This is a genomic window from Mucilaginibacter sp., assembly GCF_039921305.1.
GTDB lineage: Bacteria > Bacteroidota > Bacteroidia > Sphingobacteriales > Sphingobacteriaceae > Mucilaginibacter.
In genome coordinates this window covers 45,465-64,833 of sequence record NZ_JBDSCA010000052.1, presented here as the reverse complement: position 1 = coordinate 64,833, position 19,369 = coordinate 45,465, and the positions used below count along the sequence as shown (strand labels likewise).

The window sequence follows — 19,369 nt, the reverse complement described above, 5'->3', positions numbered from 1 at the left end:
TAAACTACCAATTGATAATTTACCTTATATTTGAATTTTGCAAATACAGGCCAGATGGAAATTACCACGCTCGAAAATTTTTACCGGGATACGGCAAGCCTTATCCCGGAAGGTATTAATAAGGAAATTGGGCATTTTAATGTTTTCAAGATAGAGGATGTGCTGGCCCGTCAGAATAAAAAGGTGATGCCGTATAACCGCAGGGCTTATTATAAGATAAGTGTGATCAGCGGTAAAAACAAGGCCGAATATGCCGATAAGGTAATTGACATTGAGCATAATGCCTTGCTGTTCGCCACGCCTAAAATCCCCTATAACTATGTACCTCAGGATGATGACCAGCATGGTTTCTTCTGCATTTTTACGGATGAGTTTTTAATTCAAAGTAAGAGCGGTGTAGTGTTGGATGATCTGCCTTTGTTTCAGCCGGGCGGTTATCCTATATTTCAACTATCGGCTGAGGAGGTTGATGATATCACGTTCATTTTTAGAAAGATGTACAAGGAGCTATCTTCGGATTATGCTTATAAGTATGACCTGATCAGGAATTACATATTAGAGCTGATCCACTATGGGCAAAAGCTGCAACCCGCTACGACGCTTTACCCATCGCATACGGCTTCGGCACGGGTTTCTTCACTTTTTATTGAGTTGCTTGAGCGACAGTTTCCGATAGAATCGCCACAGCAAAAACTGAACCTACGCACTGCTAAGGATTATGCTGACAGGTTAGCTGTACATGTGAATCACCTGAACAAGGTTTTGAAAGAGAATACAGGTAAAACCACTACAGATATCATTACTGGCAGAATTGTTCAGGAAGCGAAGATCCTGTTAAAGCAAACCGACTGGAATATATCCGAGATTGCTTATTCGTTGGGGTTTGAGCAGGTAGCGCATTTCAGCAATTTTTTCAGGAAGCAGACCAGCTTTGCCCCGCTGGCATTCCGTTCTTAAATCATTATTTGAATTTTGCAAATATTGGATTGATGTTTGCAAACAGCCTGTTCAAATTGCATATTATCTTTGTTCTATTAAATTAAAACAATGGAAAACAACAAAATAGCATTAGTAACCGGCGGTAGCCGCGGATTAGGCAAAGACATGGCTTTGAGCCTGGCCAAAAAAGGCATCAACGTAATATTAACCTACAACAGCAAAAAAGACGAAGCTTTAGCCGTAGTAGCCGAAATTGAAAAAACGGGGCAGAAAGCCGCAGCGTTACAATTGAATACGGGCGAGGTTAAAACCTTCGGTAAATTTTTCGAGGAGGTTAAAACGGTATTGAAAGGTACTTTTAATACCGATCGCTTTGATTTTTTGATCAACAATGCGGGGATTGGAATTAATGCACCTATTGCAGAAACAACAGAAGAACAGTTTGATACTTTAACCAATATTCATTTTAAAGGCGTTTTCTTTTTAACTCAAAAAGCGTTGCCTTTAATTAATGATGGTGGCAGGATAGTTAACCTATCATCAGGATTAGCTCGTTTTTCGATGCCGGGCTTTGCAGCCTACGCAGCCATGAAAGGTGCCATTGAAACTTTAAGCAGATATATGGCTGTGGAGTTAGGCGCCCGCGGTATTGCGGTAAACGTGGTAGCTCCCGGAGCTATTGAAACCGATTTTGGTGGTGGGCTAGTTAGGGATAATGCTCATGTTAACGAACACATTGCAGGCATTACCGCTTTGGGCCGGGTTGGCAAACCAGATGATATTGGCAGTGTAGTTGCCTTTTTATGTACAGATGATGCCAAATGGATCAACGCGCAACGTATTGAAGTATCTGGTGGGATAAATTTGTAAGGCTAAAAACATCAGATCAGCGGAAGTACATTTATAGCTTCCGCTGATTTTTTACATCATCTACTCCACTGCCGCAGTTTTTGCTTTCTCGCAACAATTCAAACTCACTATATGCGGCTTTTTTGTGCATTTTACCGGTTGCTGATAAACATATAATCCACCAGTAATCATAATCAGTACGTTCATTATTTTCATATCAGATTGTTTATATTTATTAATTAGACGTAGCGATATTGATAGGGTTACAGTATTTTTAAATGATGGTGATTTTCGCATATTTTTAGTTTTTTATGCGCCTGCATAATTGGTGTTATTTACATATCTGCTGCGTTTTTCTGTTGTGATATTTGATAAACAAATCTAAATCAGCATGAAAAATAAACTTTTAGTGGTATGTATGGTACTGGTATCATTAGCCACAACAAACAAGCTTTACGCCGTGGAGATTAGCAGCAAGGGATCAAACTATGAAGCTGTTATAGGCGATTTTATAGACAGCTTTATGAACTCCAACTATAAAAAGCTCGACCAGGTTTTAGGCGACAATGCCTGCGTGAAAATACCAAGAATGGAAAAGGTAATTGTACAAGGCAGAGCGAGCCTGATAGACCGGATGAAAGAGGATAGCGGTACCAAACAAAACTGCACAAACAGTTACGAGGTAATTGCAAAAAGCGAAGCCATTGTAGTTGCCCGTGTTGACTTTCAATATCCTAATTTTAAGCAACAAAACTACATTGTGATGGAGAAGAACGACGATCAGCAATGGAAAATAACCCAGGTATGTAAGTTTTCTAAAAACAATGACAAACAGGTTGACCCGCAAAATGTAGTTGCCGTAAACTAAAGCTAAAATCTTAACTGGATAGTAACATATTGTTTAGATTTACGTCTAACAACTGTAAATCAAAGCACTAAATCAATATCACCCCAAAAGGGTGATATTTTTATGATGAAATAGGCTTTAAATTCATTGCCCGGTATAATGCCGGTTATTGTGATAAGTCTGTTGTATTTGTATATGCTAATATATTCAAGAAAAGCTCCTAATGCATTAAATATAGCCAGGCTGATATTTTTATCAGTGTGCTTTATATGTTGCTTTAGTTGGGTTACAACGGCACAAAAATACACCTTTACACATTACAATATTGAAGATGGTTTGGCGCAATCACAGGCTAACAGGTTTAGTCAGGATAACTCACATTGCCTTTGGATAGCCACTTTAGGCGGCGCCTGCCGGTTTAACGGGAAAGACTTTACATCATACTCAAAAGAAAACGGGATAGCCAATAACTTTATCTACGCCGTTTATTGCGATAGTAAAAACCGGGTGTGGTTTGGTTCGCATATGGGTTTATCATGTTTAGATGGTAAAAGAATCTTTAATTATGTTTCGCCTATATACCTAAAACGAACCTGGGTAACACATATAGTTGAAGATGCAAATGGCACCATATGGCTAACGATGGATGCCAAATTATTTAAGATTAATGGTACCAGACTGCAATACGTACCTATTACCGGCGCTACAGAAGTTTCTATAATGAATATAGCGGTAAACCAGGCAGGCAAATTGCATGTATTGGTTTGGGCCAATGGCATTTACAGCATGCAGGGTAATAAATGGATAAACTCCACTCCCTTGCCCGATGCTTACAAAAAAATCGAATTCAATAGAATTGAGTTTGACAGATTTGACGCCAATAAAATTTACATGTTGGGCAATGGTAAACTATTTGTAGTTAAAAATGGTGTTATAGCACCTTATCCCAATCTTGATTTTTCACAATCTGTTTCATTAACGAGTGTTGCCCAGGATGAACGTGGCTATTTATGGTTTGGCTCAACAAATGGGGCTTACTATTTAAAGAATAATAAGCTCATTCATTTTGATGCGCAAAATGGCTTAACCGATGTTACAGTATCTGATATTTATTGCGACAGGGATAACAACATTTGGCTTGGAACCTGGGGTGATGGTGTTTATAAATACGAAGGCGATGCTTATGTTATTTATGATCAACAACCCGGTGTTAATGGTTTTAAATCTGTAATGGGGATTGCCCGGGATAAAAATCAAAACATTTGGCTGGCATCTGACGGTGGCGGCCTTATTCAATATGATGGAAAGCTATTCAAAAACATCTATTTACCTACCAAAAATCCATATGGTAAAAAAATTCAATGTATTTACAGCGACCGGGATAGCAATATTTGGATAGGAACATCTATGGGTGGGATATGGAAATATGACGGACGATCATATTGCATGATCTCAAAATCAGACTACCGGATAGCCAATGGAATTTCGCAAGATGCAAACGGAACAATATGGATGGCTGGCCCGCTTGGTTGCTTTTATATGAATGGTGATACATTGGCAAAAGTTGATCACTTAAATGGTTTTGTAGCCTCACTTTTACCATTAGGGAAAGATACCATGCTTATTGGTACACAATACGGTGTACGGATGTCAATCAATAAAAAATGGGTCACTAACTTTAAACTGGGCCCTATAGAAACATCTAACATATTGAGTATGATAAATTTCGGTAACCTGGTGCTATTTGGAACTGGTGACCGTGGCTTATTTATCTGGAATAGAAAAACCGGGGCCATTAAGAATTACAACGTTAAAAACGGCTTTAATTCAAATAGCATATATAATATGCTCGTTTTAAACAAAAACACCATATGGGCAGGTACTGGTCGCGGGTTAAATGTGATCAATATCAATCCAGCTGCTATGGATTGTACCATTGGGGGCAGCAATACTTCCAAAGCGCTTATCGCGGAAGCCAACCAAAATTCTGTGTTGTATAACGATGGAAAAATATGGATGGGCACCACCAAAGGCCTTATTATTTATAATGCAAAAGCTGGCGAAGCGTCAACATCAAAACCTTATACTATAATACAATCTGTGCAATTGTTTAGCCAGCAAAATGGCAAACAAGCATCGGCTAATGTAATTACCCTGTTAAATGATGGCGAAAAGATAAGGTACAATCAAAATCACCTTACCATATCTTTTTTTGGCGTGTATTTGAAAAATCCGGATAATGTATTATATCAATATCAATTAACCGGCCTTGATGATAAATTTTGCCTTCCGGTGAAACATACCATGGTTGATTATCCATCGTTACCTGCGGGTAAATACACCTTTAAGGTTAAAGCAATTACAACTGATGGTATACAGTCGGGCAATGTTGCCAGTTTCTCGTTCGAGATCACCCCGCCTTTTTATGAAACCTGGCTATTCAGGATCCTGTTGCTGCTATTCTTTATTATGATAGGGATATCATTGCAAACTTATATGCACAAACGCAAGCTGCAAGCTGTTAAGCAGATTGAGCGTATGAAACGCGAAGAGAAACAAAAGATAAGAAAACAAACCGCCGAAGATTTCCACGATGATCTAGGGAATAAACTAACCCGCATTACGGTATTATCAGACATTCTATCATCCAAAATGGATAAAGAAAAAGACGAACAAAGGAAGCTTGTTGGACAGATCAAACAAAATGCCGAAGAATTATACTCAGGAACCAAGGATATTTTATGGGCGCTTGATCCTAAAAGTGATAACCTTTATGAAATATTAACCCATATTAAACATTTTGGTATAGAACTTTTTCAAGATACCCCTACCGAATTTGAGTTCGGTAAAATTGATGCTGCTTTAAGCAACGTGCGACTCCCGATGGAATACAGCCGCAATATGACGATGATATATAAAGAACTATTGAATAACATTCTGAAACATGCATCGGCTACGCAGGTAAACTTAACATTCGGCCATAGCAACAATCACCAGTTTATTATTTCACTTACAGATAACGGAAAAGGCTTTAATATGGCGAACACAATTATGGGGCATGGCACCAACAATGTTAAAAACCGGTCTGCACGTATTGGGGGCACAATTGATATTACATCCGCTGTTAATGTTGGTACAAAAGTTATCTTAAATTTGAAATTAAAGGCCTGATCAGTATATACAATTATGAACGATAGTGATAGCATTAGAATAGTAATTATTGAAGACGATGAAACCATACGCGAAGGCTATGCCTTTTTAATTGGCCAGGCCGAAGGTTATGAGGTTATAGGCACATATATTTCGTTTGATGAAGCCGTAAAAAAAATTGCGACAAATGCTCCAGATGTAATATTACTTGATATTGAACTACCGGGAACAAACGGTATTGAAGCTCTTCCGAAGCTAAAAAAGATGCTTCCTAATGCCCATATCCTTATCTTAACTGTTTACGAATCGGAGAAATTGATATTTGATGCTTTATCAAACGGGGCATCGGGCTATCTCACTAAAAATACACCGGCTGCCAAAATCATCGAATCAATTAAAGAGGTAAAACAAGGCGGCGGGCCAATGAGCGTTAACATTGCCCGTATGGTGATCAACTCGTTTCAAAAGAACCAGAACTCTCCCCTCTCTAAAAGAGAAACCCAGATATTAGAGCTGATATGTAATGGCAAAAGCCGCAGCCAAATAGCTAAAGAGCTATTTATTGATCTCGAAACAGTTCGTAGTCACATCAAAAACATTTACATTAAACTGGATGTCAACTCCCGGTCTGATGCTATTAAAACCGCCCGCGATAACAAGTTGATCTGATAATTCCCTTCTATCAGATTCATCTTCCCCTACCCTCCGTTACGTATTCTTCTCACCCTAAAAGGGGGATGAATACTGGCATAACTAACTCATTATTATTTAATTATATGTAAAAATCACCCTATGCGGGTGATACTATTACCTATTACTTTAGTTTAACTTTGGTATATACAATGAGCATAAGCCTTAAAGTATTGAATCCCTTATAACTGACCGCATAATCAATTACCCAAATAGTTTAATAATGGTAATGCTTGTATTATACGTGTATGAAAATAAAATACATCCCGGTTTTTGTAAAGGATATGGAAAATGGCATCAGGTTTTTTAATGATAAGTTAGGTTTAAAAGTAGCTGATCAGATTATGTTAGACAACCAAACACCCTACCTGCCCATACAAATGAACAGCGCCGACCTGTACCTCGGCCTGGTTGTAGATAAAGACAATATGGGCTTTAAAACCCGTATTATACTCAATACTACCGACTGTCTTAAAGATTATCACCAATTAAAAGCAGCCGGCATTTGTTTTAACAAACAACCGGAGTATTTAGCCATAGGCCTGTCTGCCGAGTTTAATGACGACTATGGCAACCAGTACATTTTATTAGAAGAGCGCAACTATAACCAACAATAAACCCTAAGGCGATGGACTACATCAAAACACTCAGGAACAACAACAAGATACTTAGCGAAACAAGGGCGCACCGCTTTCAAACGCAAAGTACCAGCGATTTTAGTATCCGGTTTGCTTTAACCGGGAACGAATCGTACCGTTTGGGAAGGCGTGAGCTTTCGGTTTATCCGGATTCGTTTTTGATATTGAACAAGGGTACGCAGTATATCAGCAAGATAGACAGCAATACCCCGGTTGAATCGTTCGCCTTAACATTTGATCAACACTTTTTAGCAGATTTTAACAGGAGCTATACCTTGAGCGATGTTAGCCTTTTAGATGAACCGCAACATGGTGCGGGCCTTGGCTTTGGTATGGATTTTAACGAAACCATATACCCTTTTGCAGGCGATATGCTCTTCAATGTTAACCACCTTAAAAACAACCTTGATAATGGCCTGCAAGACGAATTGCTGATTAACGAGTACTTAAACCATTGCCTGATTAACTATTACAGGATATACAAGAACGAAGTTGACAATAAAGTTGACAAGCTCAATTTCAGTAGCCAAAGCACCAAAATAGAGATTCTAAAAAGGTTAAATCTGGCCAAAGATTACATGTACAGCAACTATAATAAAAACATAGCGCTCGATGATTTGGCCAAACATGCCTGCCTATCGGTTAACCATTTGTTGCGGACTTTTAAGCAGGCTTTCAGCTTGTCGCCACATCAGTTTTTGATCCAACTGCGTTTGCAGCGGGCTAAAATGCTGCTAAAAACCACACATTATTCCATCAACGAAGTGGTTTGCATGGTAGGTTTTGAGTGCCCAAGTTCGTTCATCAGGTTGTTTAAAGGCAAGTACAAAACAACACCGATGAAGTATAGACAGGCAGCTGCTTAAGTGCATAATTACCGTTCAAAAAGGAGCGAATATTTGGCTATTACCAGTCATTGTTCGCTCTTTTTGTTTAATAACCAAATGTAAATGCTCTATCACGGGCAGGCACTAAATAAGCCTGAATCACCAAACGGGTGATAATCGCATATCCTACCGGAATGCTATTCCCTAATATTACAATTTACGATTTTATAACTGACTTATTATTATGAATGCGCACCGCATACTCATCAAAACGCCGCCATAGCTGGCCCGGCAAACTGGCAACATTTAATAATACCTACACTCGATAGGCTATTTCACCAAACAATTCTCAACAATATGAAACAAAGTTTACTCATTATTTTATTGCTGTTTGCATTTGGGGCAACCAATGCATCGGCGCAAAGCAAAACCATAACCGGAAAGGTAGTTAGCTCGGACGATGGCCTTTCTTTACCGGGTGTATCGGTACACGTAAAAGGTACTGCCGTTGGCGTGCAAACCTCGCCCGATGGTAATTACAGCATTGCAGTTCCTTCCGGTTCTAAAACGCTCGAATTTTCTTACATCGGCTACACCACTCAATCTGTTACCCTTACCGGGAAAGCTATTATTGATGTAAAGCTGGTGCCGGATTCTAAACAACTATCCGAAGTTGTAGTATCGGGTTACGGCCTTACACAACGCAAAAAGGATATAACAGGTGCCAACGCCGTAATTGATGGCAAAGACATTGCCAACCTGCCCACTCAAAGTTTCGACAGGGCCATACAAGGTAAAGCGGCAGGTGTGCAGGTTACCTCATCAAGCGGTATTCCGGGAGCAAACGTGCAGATCCGTATCCGTGGCGTAGGTTCTATTAACGCAGGGAACGACCCTTTGTACATTGTTGATGGTGTGGAAGTTTCATCGGGCGATAAATCACGCCTCTTCCCTACCACAAACGCGCTTGCTGGTATTAACCCTAACGATATCGAATCTATCAATATCATGAAAGATGCCGCGTCTGCTTCCATCTATGGTGCCCAAGCTGCTAATGGTGTGGTTGTTATCACCACTAAAAAGGGAAAATCGGGCCAAACGCTGTTAACCTTCAGCTCATACCTTGGCTCATCACAGATTATCAAAAAACAAGCAGTTTTAAGTGGGCCAGAGTTTGTTACGCTTTCGCGCGAAGCTGTTAAAAACCGCTACGGAACTGCTATACCGGCTTCGGTTCAAACCCTGCTAAACTCATTCGGCGATCCGTCAACAGCTCCTACTTATGATTGGCAGGATGCCGTTTACCGCAAAGGTATTACCCAAAACTATAGCCTAAATGCCTCTGGTGGTGACGAAAAAACCAAGTTCTTTGTATCCGCAGCTTATGACAAACAGCAAGGGCAAGAAATTGGTCAGGATTTTACCCGCGGTGTATTACGCGTAAATCTTGATCACCAAATGAGCAAAAAATTCTCATTCGAAACTAAATTGAACTTGAGCGGCTACAATCAGAACGGAACAACCGGCGGAACAGCGTTTGCAAGCCCTAACCGTTCTTCAACCCTTATTGTGCCCATAAACCCAATATATAATGCCGATGGTACTTATAACACCAGCTTTATTGGTTCGTACAATATCAACCTTGTTCAAAATACGTCTTATAACGATTACTCGGCATTTTCAAAACGGGGCATAGGTAACTTTGCCTTCAACTATAAAATACTGCCCGATCTTAAGTTCCGCTCATCCTACTCTTTGGACTATACCGACATTGTAGAAAACCAATACCAGGATCCCCGTACTGTTGATGGATCGGCAGTGAATGGCCGCGCACAGGTAGTCAACACCACCTTTAAAGATTACAACATCGATCAAACGCTAAACTATACCCACGTATTCAGCAAAAAGCATTCGTTGGGTGTAATAGCTGGCTTTACCTTTAAGCAGGAGATAAACGACGGTAACAACGCATCGGGTATCGGCTTTGTGAACTATCAATTACGCACGTTGCAATCAGCCGCTACTCCGGAGTCTGTTGGTTCATTTTACACCACCTACAAGCAGTTAGGTGTGTTTGGCCGTGTTGATTATACTTACGATGATAAATACATCTTCTCGGGCACCGTTAGGCACGATGGCTCTTCACGTTTTGGTATCAATAACCTTTACGGAACGTTCCCTGCCGCATCCGTTGGATGGCGGATCTCTAAAGAAGATTTCCTGTCAAACATTCAATGGATCGAAGATCTGAAACTAAGAGGTAGCTACGGTATTTTAGGTAACTCGCAGATCGGTAATTTTGACTCACGCTCACTGTACACCGGATCTGGCGAGTATAATACCCAACCGGGCCTTGCTCCTACTTTGGGTAACGATAACCTAACCTGGGAACAAGCAACAACTGCCGATCTGGGTATCGATTTCTCGTTCTTTAAGGGGCGTTTAGCAGGTGGAATCGGCGCGTTCCGGAAAACAACATCAAGGTTATTGTTAGATAGAAATTTGCCTGTTACCAATGGCTTCGCTTCTATCCGCAGTAATTTGGGCCGCTTGCAAAACGAAGGGCTTGAGTTTGAGTTAAACACTACCAACCTTGTTGTAGGCGGCTTTAAATGGACAACCAACGGCAACCTGACTGTATTACGCAGCAAACTTTTAGAGCTGAATGACGGCTTGCAAAGTTTAGCCAGCACCTATTTTGTTGGCCAGCCATTGTTGGAGTTTTTTGTATCGCGATATGCCGGGGTTAACGCGGCCGATGGTAATGCTATGTTTTACGATATTAACAACAACATTACCTACAGCCCCACCGCGGCCGACCGCGTATTGGCAGGCAGCCAGCTACCAACAGGCTATGGTGGTATAAATAACAACTTTACTTACAAAGGCGTTACCTTATCGGCATTTGTACAGTTCCAATACGGTAACAAGATCCAGAACACCGATGGTACTTTCTTACTTCGCTCTGGCAGCGGATTAGATCGTAATCAGGATGCAGCTGTATTGCGCCGCTGGCAAAAACCGGGTGATGTAACCGATCAGCCACGCGCTTATTATAACACAGGTACACCGGGCACCGTGGGTGGTATTACCTATTTAACGCCCTATACTTTAACAGATCGCTTTATTGAAGATGGTTCATACATCCGCCTTAAAACTGTTACACTGTCTTATGATTTCCCTTCAAAATTGCTTAAACGGGTTAACATACGCTCATTGCAAGTATATGCCCAGGCTTACAACGTAGTCACCTGGACCAAATTTACGGGTGCAGATCCCGAAGTTTCGGGCGGTACATTCTCTGGAGTTACGCCTCAGTACAAAAACATAATTTTTGGAGTTCAACTGGGCTTTTAATTAAACAATTCAAATACGATGAAAAAATTCAAAATATTAATCACCATAGGGGCCGTACTACTCAGCACATCATGCAAGGATGCGTTAAAGACGGTACCCAGACAATCCATCTCTGCCGAAGGAGCTTTGAGTACCTTATCGGGAGTTCAGGGCTTATTGATCAACGTTTATAACGCATTGCAGCAATCGGGCTATTACGGTCGTGATCTCATCATCCAATCCGAAGTGTTATCCGATAACTGTCGTATCACCGTTTCAAACAGTGGCAGGTTTGTAAACGAGTACTCCAACGTATTCCGCACCCATTTTGCCAATTATACCATCAGTTATGATATGATAAACAAAAGCAACCTGGTTATTGATAATGTTGCCGGTGTAGGCGATGGCACCCAGGCTCAAAAAAACAACATACTTGGGCAGGCCCTTTTTTTACGTGCCTTGGTTTACTTTAACCTGGTTAACGAGTACGGCTACAATCCGCAGCACATATTAAACGGCAGAGATGCAGGCGTTGCCCTTGTACTTAAAGGAGTATCGGCATTAAGCCAGGTAACCTATCCTGCCCGTGCCAAAGTAACCGATGTTTACGCACAGATAGAACTTGATCTAACAACTGCCATATCATTACTTGATAATACCAATGCCAAAACATTAGTAACCAAAGCAGCGGCGCAAGCATTAAGATCACGCGTGGCATTATACAACGCCGAGTGGCAAAACACAATTGATATGGCAACAGCGGCTATTAACGCCAATGTGGGTACCTTTGTATCAACAGCCACAGTTGCAGGTTATTCCAGCATCTTTAACACAAAGAACAGTCCCGAATCCATCTTCGAACTTAATTACGAAGTATCAGAAAGCCTGGTATTTAATTCCATCCAAAGCATTTACCAACGTCTGGGCAACTCCCCAACAAGTGCCACAGGTTATGGCGATGTTGTACCTCAAAACAATTTGTTAAACGCTTACGAAGCTGGTGATATCCGTAAAACTGCCATGCTTGCTCCGGTTACCAAAAGCGGCGAGCCTGTGTTCTGGGTACAAAAATACGCTGGCTGGGGCGGTAGCTTTGGTGTAGATAATATCCGCATCATCCGTGTATCCGAGATGTACCTTAACCGCGCCGAAGCCTATTCGCACCTCAATCAGGATGGTTTGGCTCAAGCCGATGTTAACAAGATCCGTGTACGCGCAGGCTTATTACCAACGGGGGCAACCGGAGCAGCGTTACTTGCCTTGATATTAAATGAGCGCCGCATTGAGTTAGCTTACGAGGGCCACCGCTGGTTTGACCTGGTGCGCCAGGGAGCCAACATTGTGAAAGATAATAACACCATCCTTTTCACTGATACCAGGATCCTTGCCCCAATACCGCAAGCAGATCTGGATGTAAACCCTCAACTCACACAAAATAACGGATATAATTAAATACTCTCAACATGAAAAGAACAACATATATATACACAATCATTATGCTGGCTATAGCAGGCATAATTGCCTCGTGTGGTAAAGATTTACGGGTTTATAACGGTCCAAACCAGGTTGAGTTCTCTCCCATCGTAAAAAGCCGTTCACAAGGCACGGTAGCGGTCCCCGGTTATGATAGCGTTAAAGTGCAGGTGATAGGCGCGCAATTAAGCTCGGCCCAAACCCTTAACTATAACATTGATGCAAGCAGCACAGCTGTAGCCGGCACGCACTATAACATACCAAACTCCGGTACGTTTAACTTGCCTGCAAACAGCAGCTTTGGCTACATCAGGGTTAACCTGGTTCCGGGTAGTATAGCTAGCTCGGCAACAACCAGCCAAAAAACACTGGTTTTAAACTTAACAGGTAACACGGCATTACCCGCAAGTGCTAACTATAGTAAGTATACGCTTACCATAACATTTTAATAATATATCGAACTTTAGCAGAAAAGTGTTTTTCGCGTATCTGCTAAAGTTCGTATACCTTAATTTTACTTCAGCCAAATTATTGTCGTTAATAAATTTGGTCAGTTAATAGTTAAGAAAGTCATTCACGCGAGGTGGTTGACTTTTTTTTATGACCTAACCTCACTGACAATTTTGTCGGTATTTGTCGGTATTTTGAAATACCTTATCGCTAGCGCGAGCGTCTCGCTCATGTTTACTATTCTCAGGCCTCTGGCCTTCTGCAATTACCATTTCCGCAACGAAAAGTAACCGGAATAATTTGAAACATGGGTATTTATGGGTGTTTTTCAATGATTATTTGAATGTAAATTATCAAATTCATAATTTACAAAACTCAATAACCATCACAACATCAATAACTTAAATAACAAATTATGGGTATTTATGGGTGTCTTTAATGTCGTGATTCTTGCATCTTGACTCCTGATTCTTCTTCCCTACAATATAGCAATTTTTCTAAACATTTCCAAACAGAAGGCAGGCTATATCTGCCGCCTTCTATATATCTTACTTACTTAAAATCCAGGTCGCCAATATAAACAGCACCGTTAGCCCCTTTTTTCATTTGCAATACAATCAACTCCTTCTTTTCTTGCGGAGTTCCGTAATGGGTGAACATTTCGGCCATAATGGTGGTTGGCCCTGCCAGGGTAACCTGCCTGTCACCAAAATAGTTGATCTCAATTTTATAAGTTCCTTTAATAGCCTTCTTCAATAAAAACTGTTCCGGACCAAACCCTTGCGTCATATCATGCGAAATACGCCCACCAATCTCGGTACTGTTATGGCCATAATAACACTTTTCGTTATTTGGGTCAGTTACCCATAAATCAATATCAGTATTATTCATGTTCCAGTCCATCACAATGCGGATATCTACCGGCAATGGTTTTATCATTGTTTTTGGGATGGAAGTTAGATCAAGCTTACCCTTATTCAGCGCAATTATCCTGTTTATCTCAAGTAAAAACACTTCCTGTATACCACTATAAAGGTTATCGGCATCATCAGTATAACTCCTGGTCATGGCAGCATAAAGTACATTCAAAGCTTTTTGATGATCTCCTGCATCCTCCAAAGCCAAACCATAATCACGGAAACTTTGCGGATCTAATGGCCTCAACTCAGTAACCTTTTCAAAGGCGAATACCTCACCCTTAAAATCACCCGCTTGTTTAAGGCGGTAGCCCAGCATTTTATATAGCTCATAATTGCCCAGGTCTAACTCGGCTAAATTGCTTAAAATGCGGATGCCCAGTTCTTTGTTTCCGTTTTTAATAAAGTAATCGGCAACCTCAAAATAGAAAACAGGTTTGGCACTTAATAGCACCCTTAATTCTATGTATTTTTGATACTGACTGGCCTTATCAGTTTTTTGTATGGTTTTTAAGTATTCGGCGGCAGCGGCATTGTAAGTAACGTTAATGCCACTATTATTTCCGGTTTTACTAAAAGCATTATTAACTGCAGCCGCCTTCCCGTTTTTGGTAGTGATAATTATTACACCATTTGCAGCCCGGCTTCCATAAATACTGGTTGCGCTGGCATCTTTTAATGTACTTACCGATTCAATCTCATTTACATTAATATTGGGATTATGATCTGTTAGTACACCATCAACAACATACAACTGTTGTCTATTAATAACGCCTGCATTACCGCGTATTTGTACATTAGTGCTTGCACCAACATAACCTTGTGCTACATTAACACCGGCTACCCTGCCCTGCAAAGCTTCGTTTAAAGGTATACTTGCAACCGACCCGGTAACATCCCGTTTGGCCTGCGCTCCGTAACCTACAACCATAACTTCCCTGAGCGACTTATCAGTTGGTGCCGAAAATGAGGATTCACTCTGCGGTACCGGCCTCGCTGCTACGGCTGCAACTGCCTGCTGTACATTAGCATTACCAACCGGTTCATCAACCATAGCTTGGGCATTTGCATCTCCGGCTATATATCGCTTTCCACCTTTGCGTTTTGCTATTTTCTGTTTTGGTAAGATATCCGTATTCCACCAAAGGCTAAGTTCCTTTTGCATATTTACCGACGTAGCGATATTTTCCTTTCGCGAATGTGTATTATCCGATCCGCGCATCTTCATAATGGCATCATATTGCGCACGTAGTTCTGCCGGTGGCTCAATCCCATACTGTATATAATCGTTCACGGTTTCTAAAACAATGAGCGATGTATTGCGGGTTACAATGCCAAAACGCTTGCCCAGCCATTCAATATCCAGCCGGTTGGCGTTGTAGTTAATATCCAGTTCGTTTATCTTTTTTTGCGCCCAAAGTTTAGCCACATCAATATTCTCGACCGTGTTTTTAGATAGGTCCAGCGTAATCACTTTCTCGTAACTTACTTTATCTCCATAACCATATTGTAAAGTAATATTTTGATTAGGATCGTGTGTAATACCAGCTATCGAAAATGTATGGCCCACACTAACCGGTAACGAAGGATAGTTTTCTTCTACCGAAGCGCCAGCCTTAACACCCAAAAAATGGAGCGATTGTGTTGTTAAGCTCTGTAACGCTTTATCCGTATCATCTTTGGTCAGGTCTATCAATTCGCCATGGCTTTTAAGCGCCATTAGTTTCAAATTGCTATAATCTGCCGCGGCAGACGAATTGATGCAGTAAACAGGCTTATTGCTCAACCGGATAGTTTTATCTCCAAATGTTTGATGGCCATCGCTCATTAATAAAAACTCATCAACCGCGTATTGCGGTAAGTTTATAGTGCCAAAGTTTGTAGCTCCGTCATAGGTAACATGTTCCAGATCATGCTTAAGTATCTCCCAGTTGCCATTAGTTATGGTATAAGCTTTGGTATTTAAAATAGTATTGCTAAACGTTACCAAAGTAATTTCTACATTGTTCAACTTCTTAAAATAAACATCCATCAAAGCCAATTCTTTTTTGCTATCGCGATTGGTACCACTTAACGATGCATCCCATAATAAGCCAATACGGTGTGGCAACGGCTTAGTTACGGTTTTCGGTTGTAAATTAGTATTTATAAAATAGTAATATTTATTGCCCTGCGCTTGCAGCATTACTTCGTTCGCGTCCAGGGGTTTTGGTATCGAAAATGATAAGGGATGATCCGGCACATAATTAACCTTCTCTATACTGGCCGAATAGATGTTTTGATGATTGTCAAATTGCAAATTATCACCATTTGAATTATCAGCAACCGGTGCAGTTACACTCTGAACAACCGATGCCTTAAGCGAAAACTGCTCAACCGTATCTTTTACATTAAGTGGTAATGTAAATTTCAAATTACCGTTATCGGTTAAAGGTATCTCTTCCTCATAGCCAATAATTACGGTACGGGTGCTATGTGGGTTAATAGGATATATCCGCGTTCTAAAAGTATTACCTTCTACCTTTTCCAGCAAACCCGGGTCAACCCTTCGCCTTTCGATAGATTCAAATACAACGGCCCCTTTCCCCCTGTCAACCGGAACGGCCTCACGCATTTTACCATTAATATCAAGCGCGTAACGGCTTACACTCACACCATCTTTAAGCGGGAACATAAGCGTACCCTCTAATATTCGCGAAGTAGAATTCACAAATGTCATTTGCCAGGTTGTACGGCTTATATTCCCATAAATAGCAACGTCAATTTTTAACTGCTGCAACTTAACGCCGTTGTTACTTTTGCCATTAACTGTAAGTTGCGGGCTTTGGGCCCAAACAGCCGGTACTTCCATCACAACTAACATTAATACCGCTAATAATAAATAATTTAGGTTTTTCATTTTCGCTTATTTGCACAGGGGATGCAAATACGAAACACATTCCATAAACTTTTTTAAAAACAACTAATAACGAATCCATTTGCTATTGTGATAATATTATATTTACTTTGAAACACAAAGTTCTTTTAATTTACCCAAAAGATAAATCCTAAAATATGAGCATTTCTTCCACACTTAACCAGCTGCATTTTAAGGTAAAGCAAAACAGGTGGCTCCGGTATTTTGCTGTTTTTAATCGTATAGCGCTGGCTGCTGGCTTTTTACCAGCAGGTTTTGTGAAAATTATGGGTGAGCGGTTCACCTCTTTATCCGTTAACCATCCCATGGGGAGCTATCTGGAAGCCTTACACCACACGGGGTATTATTATACATTTATTGGCATTGCACAAGTTGTAGCAGCCATACTGTTGCTGATACCGCGCACGGCTACGCTTGGTGCAATTCTGTATTTCCCTATCATATTAAATATTTGTATTCTATCACTTGCAGTGCGTTTTGATGGCTCGCTCCTCTCTTCCCCTTTAATGGTATTAGCTAATTTGTATCTCTTATGCTGGGACTATGATAAATTAAAATACATTTCTCCTTTTAATCATTTGGTTATTACTGATGAGGTACCAAAGCCTAAAGTACTTAATAATAAATTCCCGATAATTTTCTTTGGTGGGGTGCTTGCAACCATCATTACTTTAGTACTGATAGTTACCAATGTATACAACATTATGCCCCGCAATACATTATCAGATTGTACTTCGCAATGTGAGAAAAGTAAAAACCCTAAAGCTTGCGCTGATTTTTGCGATTGCATTCATAAAAAAGGCCAACCGCTGGAGAAATGCGTGGACGAGTATAATAAGGCTTTAAAGAATGCTATTACAAAGAAATAAAATCATAAGGCCGCTATTTTGAATGAACCACTACATGCTTTGCCCTGCTTTTGATAATTGGTTAAAATATAAAGATAGCGCTATACCAAATTGCTTAAAAAATTCCTTCCAAAATGTGCCCGAGATCACTTTCATACAAGAAAGTGAAAATTTAGCTGTGACTCAAGTGTTCCGCGTGTAAAATTTCACAACTACTTTATATTAGGATATTATATAACTTATTATATTTGATGTAATTACAACTTTAAACCTATGGAATTTATACCCTCACTATCAAAATACACGTTAGGTATATTGCTTATTGCATCGGTAATAACGTCCTGCAAAAAGAGCGATACTCCATCATCTGCACAAAGCACATCGGGCTTTGGTAACATATCGTATTTCGCCAAAGCTTCGGCCATAGCCACAAAAACTACTACAAACGCCCCAACCATCACAACATTCGCTATTAAGGCAGATAGTACGGTAGTGGTTGATTGGACCGCGGCATCGCTTTATATTGACAAGATATCCTTTACCGGACAAGGAAGCAGCCTGATCGACACCACAATAACCATAGAAAAAAGAATAGATATTTTTAATTTAAATGTACTGGCGGGCAGTATTAAATTACCTTCGGGTTCGTACAAAAATGTAACGGTAAAATTGTACTGTAAAAAGTCGGCAAAGTCCGAACTACCATTTAACCTGCACGGCACATTTACAAATACCAAAGGCGGAAGAGACAGTGTATTAGTATCAAGCTCTTTCCCGTTTGTAGCAAATTTATCGGTTAACGATATTGTACTTAATTCTTCCGACAAATACAAAGTAACTTTCAATTTCGATCTTACTAAGGTACTAACAGGCATTACAAACACTTTGCTGCAAACAGCCAAAAGCAATACCGGTACCGATGGTAAAAAGACCTATATAATTTGGAAGGGCGGCTCCGCCGAAGAACCATTTTTTGATCAGGTAATCAGTAACTGGCAAACTGTAGCAAGTGTTGTTGTAACTAAGGATTCAGATCTGTAAGTTGTGATCCCTCCCTTTTACCACTATGTTTATTGCGAGATACGAAGTAATAACATCTAAAATATAAAAACAACAAAGCCCGGTCAAAACCGGGCTTTGTTGTTTACAACTGCTGGTGATGTACAATATCTCCCAGGTTATGAACATCGGTACGCTGTTTCCGTTTGTGAGGCTGCTTGGCTTCAAGATAGTCGCCTGCGTGTTCATGGGCGTAGGCTGCTGCCAATTGCCCCTCCCGGCGTTGTTTAATATAATACCAGATACCGGCACCTGCGGCCGCTATACCTGCTGCACCTGCTGTTATCCAGGCAAGTGAGTTGCTTTCTTTAATAAATGGATTTTTCATGGCTCATGTTTTTAATAGTAACAAATGCCAGGCGGTTTGGTTGTGGCTTATTTAATAAAATTGATGAGTATGCGCATATGAATATATTATATCACAAAAAA

Annotated in this window: 14 protein-coding genes; 12 read left to right on the top strand and 2 right to left on the bottom strand. The window is 40.5% G+C overall.

The window, feature by feature from the left end; genetic code table 11:
- Positions 1 to 30 precede the first annotated feature (30 nt).
- The 10 genes from ABIN91_RS15430 to ABIN91_RS15385 all read left to right on the top strand — a co-directional run bounded on the left by ABIN91_RS15430 (position 31) and on the right by ABIN91_RS15385 (position 13,198).
- Complete coding sequence (locus ABIN91_RS15430) at positions 31 to 957, top strand: helix-turn-helix transcriptional regulator (RefSeq protein ID WP_348052119.1); 927 nt, start codon at positions 31 to 33, stop codon at positions 955 to 957.
- Positions 958 to 1,047: 90 nt separating this feature from the next.
- Positions 1,048 to 1,809: an SDR family oxidoreductase gene (locus ABIN91_RS15425; RefSeq protein WP_348052118.1), complete on the top strand. Its 762-nt coding sequence runs from the start codon at positions 1,048 to 1,050 to the stop codon at positions 1,807 to 1,809.
- A 370-nt stretch (positions 1,810 to 2,179) separates the two neighbouring features.
- Positions 2,180 to 2,656, top strand: a complete 477-nt coding sequence (locus ABIN91_RS15420; RefSeq protein WP_348052117.1) for a hypothetical protein — start codon at positions 2,180 to 2,182, stop codon at positions 2,654 to 2,656.
- Between the two features lie 237 nt (positions 2,657 to 2,893).
- Positions 2,894 to 5,806 (top strand): two-component regulator propeller domain-containing protein, encoded by a 2,913-nt coding sequence (locus ABIN91_RS15415; protein ID WP_348052116.1) that lies wholly within the window; start codon positions 2,894 to 2,896, stop codon positions 5,804 to 5,806.
- 15 nt (positions 5,807 to 5,821) lie between these two features.
- Positions 5,822 to 6,454: a response regulator transcription factor gene (locus ABIN91_RS15410; protein ID WP_348052115.1), complete on the top strand. Its 633-nt coding sequence runs from the start codon at positions 5,822 to 5,824 to the stop codon at positions 6,452 to 6,454.
- 269 nt (positions 6,455 to 6,723) lie between these two features.
- Positions 6,724 to 7,092 (top strand): VOC family protein, encoded by a 369-nt coding sequence (locus tag ABIN91_RS15405; protein WP_348052114.1) that lies wholly within the window; start codon positions 6,724 to 6,726, stop codon positions 7,090 to 7,092.
- An 11-nt stretch (positions 7,093 to 7,103) separates the two neighbouring features.
- Positions 7,104 to 7,979: a helix-turn-helix transcriptional regulator gene (locus ABIN91_RS15400; protein ID WP_348052113.1), complete on the top strand. Its 876-nt coding sequence runs from the start codon at positions 7,104 to 7,106 to the stop codon at positions 7,977 to 7,979.
- Between the two features lie 318 nt (positions 7,980 to 8,297).
- Entirely contained in the window at positions 8,298 to 11,297 is a 3,000-nt protein-coding gene (locus ABIN91_RS15395; protein ID WP_348052112.1) for a TonB-dependent receptor, read from the top strand.
- Between the two features lie 18 nt (positions 11,298 to 11,315).
- Positions 11,316 to 12,728, top strand: coding sequence for a RagB/SusD family nutrient uptake outer membrane protein (locus ABIN91_RS15390; RefSeq protein ID WP_348052111.1), 1,413 nt, complete (start codon positions 11,316 to 11,318; stop codon positions 12,726 to 12,728).
- Between the two features lie 11 nt (positions 12,729 to 12,739).
- Positions 12,740 to 13,198, top strand: coding sequence for a hypothetical protein (locus tag ABIN91_RS15385; protein WP_348052110.1), 459 nt, complete (start codon positions 12,740 to 12,742; stop codon positions 13,196 to 13,198).
- A 553-nt stretch (positions 13,199 to 13,751) separates the two neighbouring features.
- Here the strand turns inward: ABIN91_RS15385 and ABIN91_RS15380 are convergent.
- Positions 13,752 to 17,015, bottom strand: coding sequence for a VIT domain-containing protein (locus tag ABIN91_RS15380; protein ID WP_348052109.1), 3,264 nt, complete (start codon positions 17,013 to 17,015; stop codon positions 13,752 to 13,754).
- A gap of 155 nt (positions 17,016 to 17,170) precedes the next feature.
- On the opposite strand from ABIN91_RS15380, the gene ABIN91_RS15375 reads away from it, so the two are divergent.
- Both ABIN91_RS15375 and ABIN91_RS15370 read left to right on the top strand, forming a co-directional pair.
- Positions 17,171 to 17,902, top strand: coding sequence for a DoxX family protein (locus ABIN91_RS15375; RefSeq protein WP_348052108.1), 732 nt, complete (start codon positions 17,171 to 17,173; stop codon positions 17,900 to 17,902).
- Positions 17,903 to 18,154: 252 nt separating this feature from the next.
- Positions 18,155 to 18,922 (top strand): hypothetical protein, encoded by a 768-nt coding sequence (locus ABIN91_RS15370; protein ID WP_348052107.1) that lies wholly within the window; start codon positions 18,155 to 18,157, stop codon positions 18,920 to 18,922.
- Positions 18,923 to 19,025: 103 nt separating this feature from the next.
- Here the strand turns inward: ABIN91_RS15370 and ABIN91_RS15365 are convergent, their stop codons facing one another.
- Positions 19,026 to 19,268, bottom strand: a complete 243-nt coding sequence (locus ABIN91_RS15365) for a hypothetical protein (protein ID WP_348052106.1) — start codon at positions 19,266 to 19,268, stop codon at positions 19,026 to 19,028.
- Positions 19,269 to 19,369: the final 101 nt, after the last annotated feature.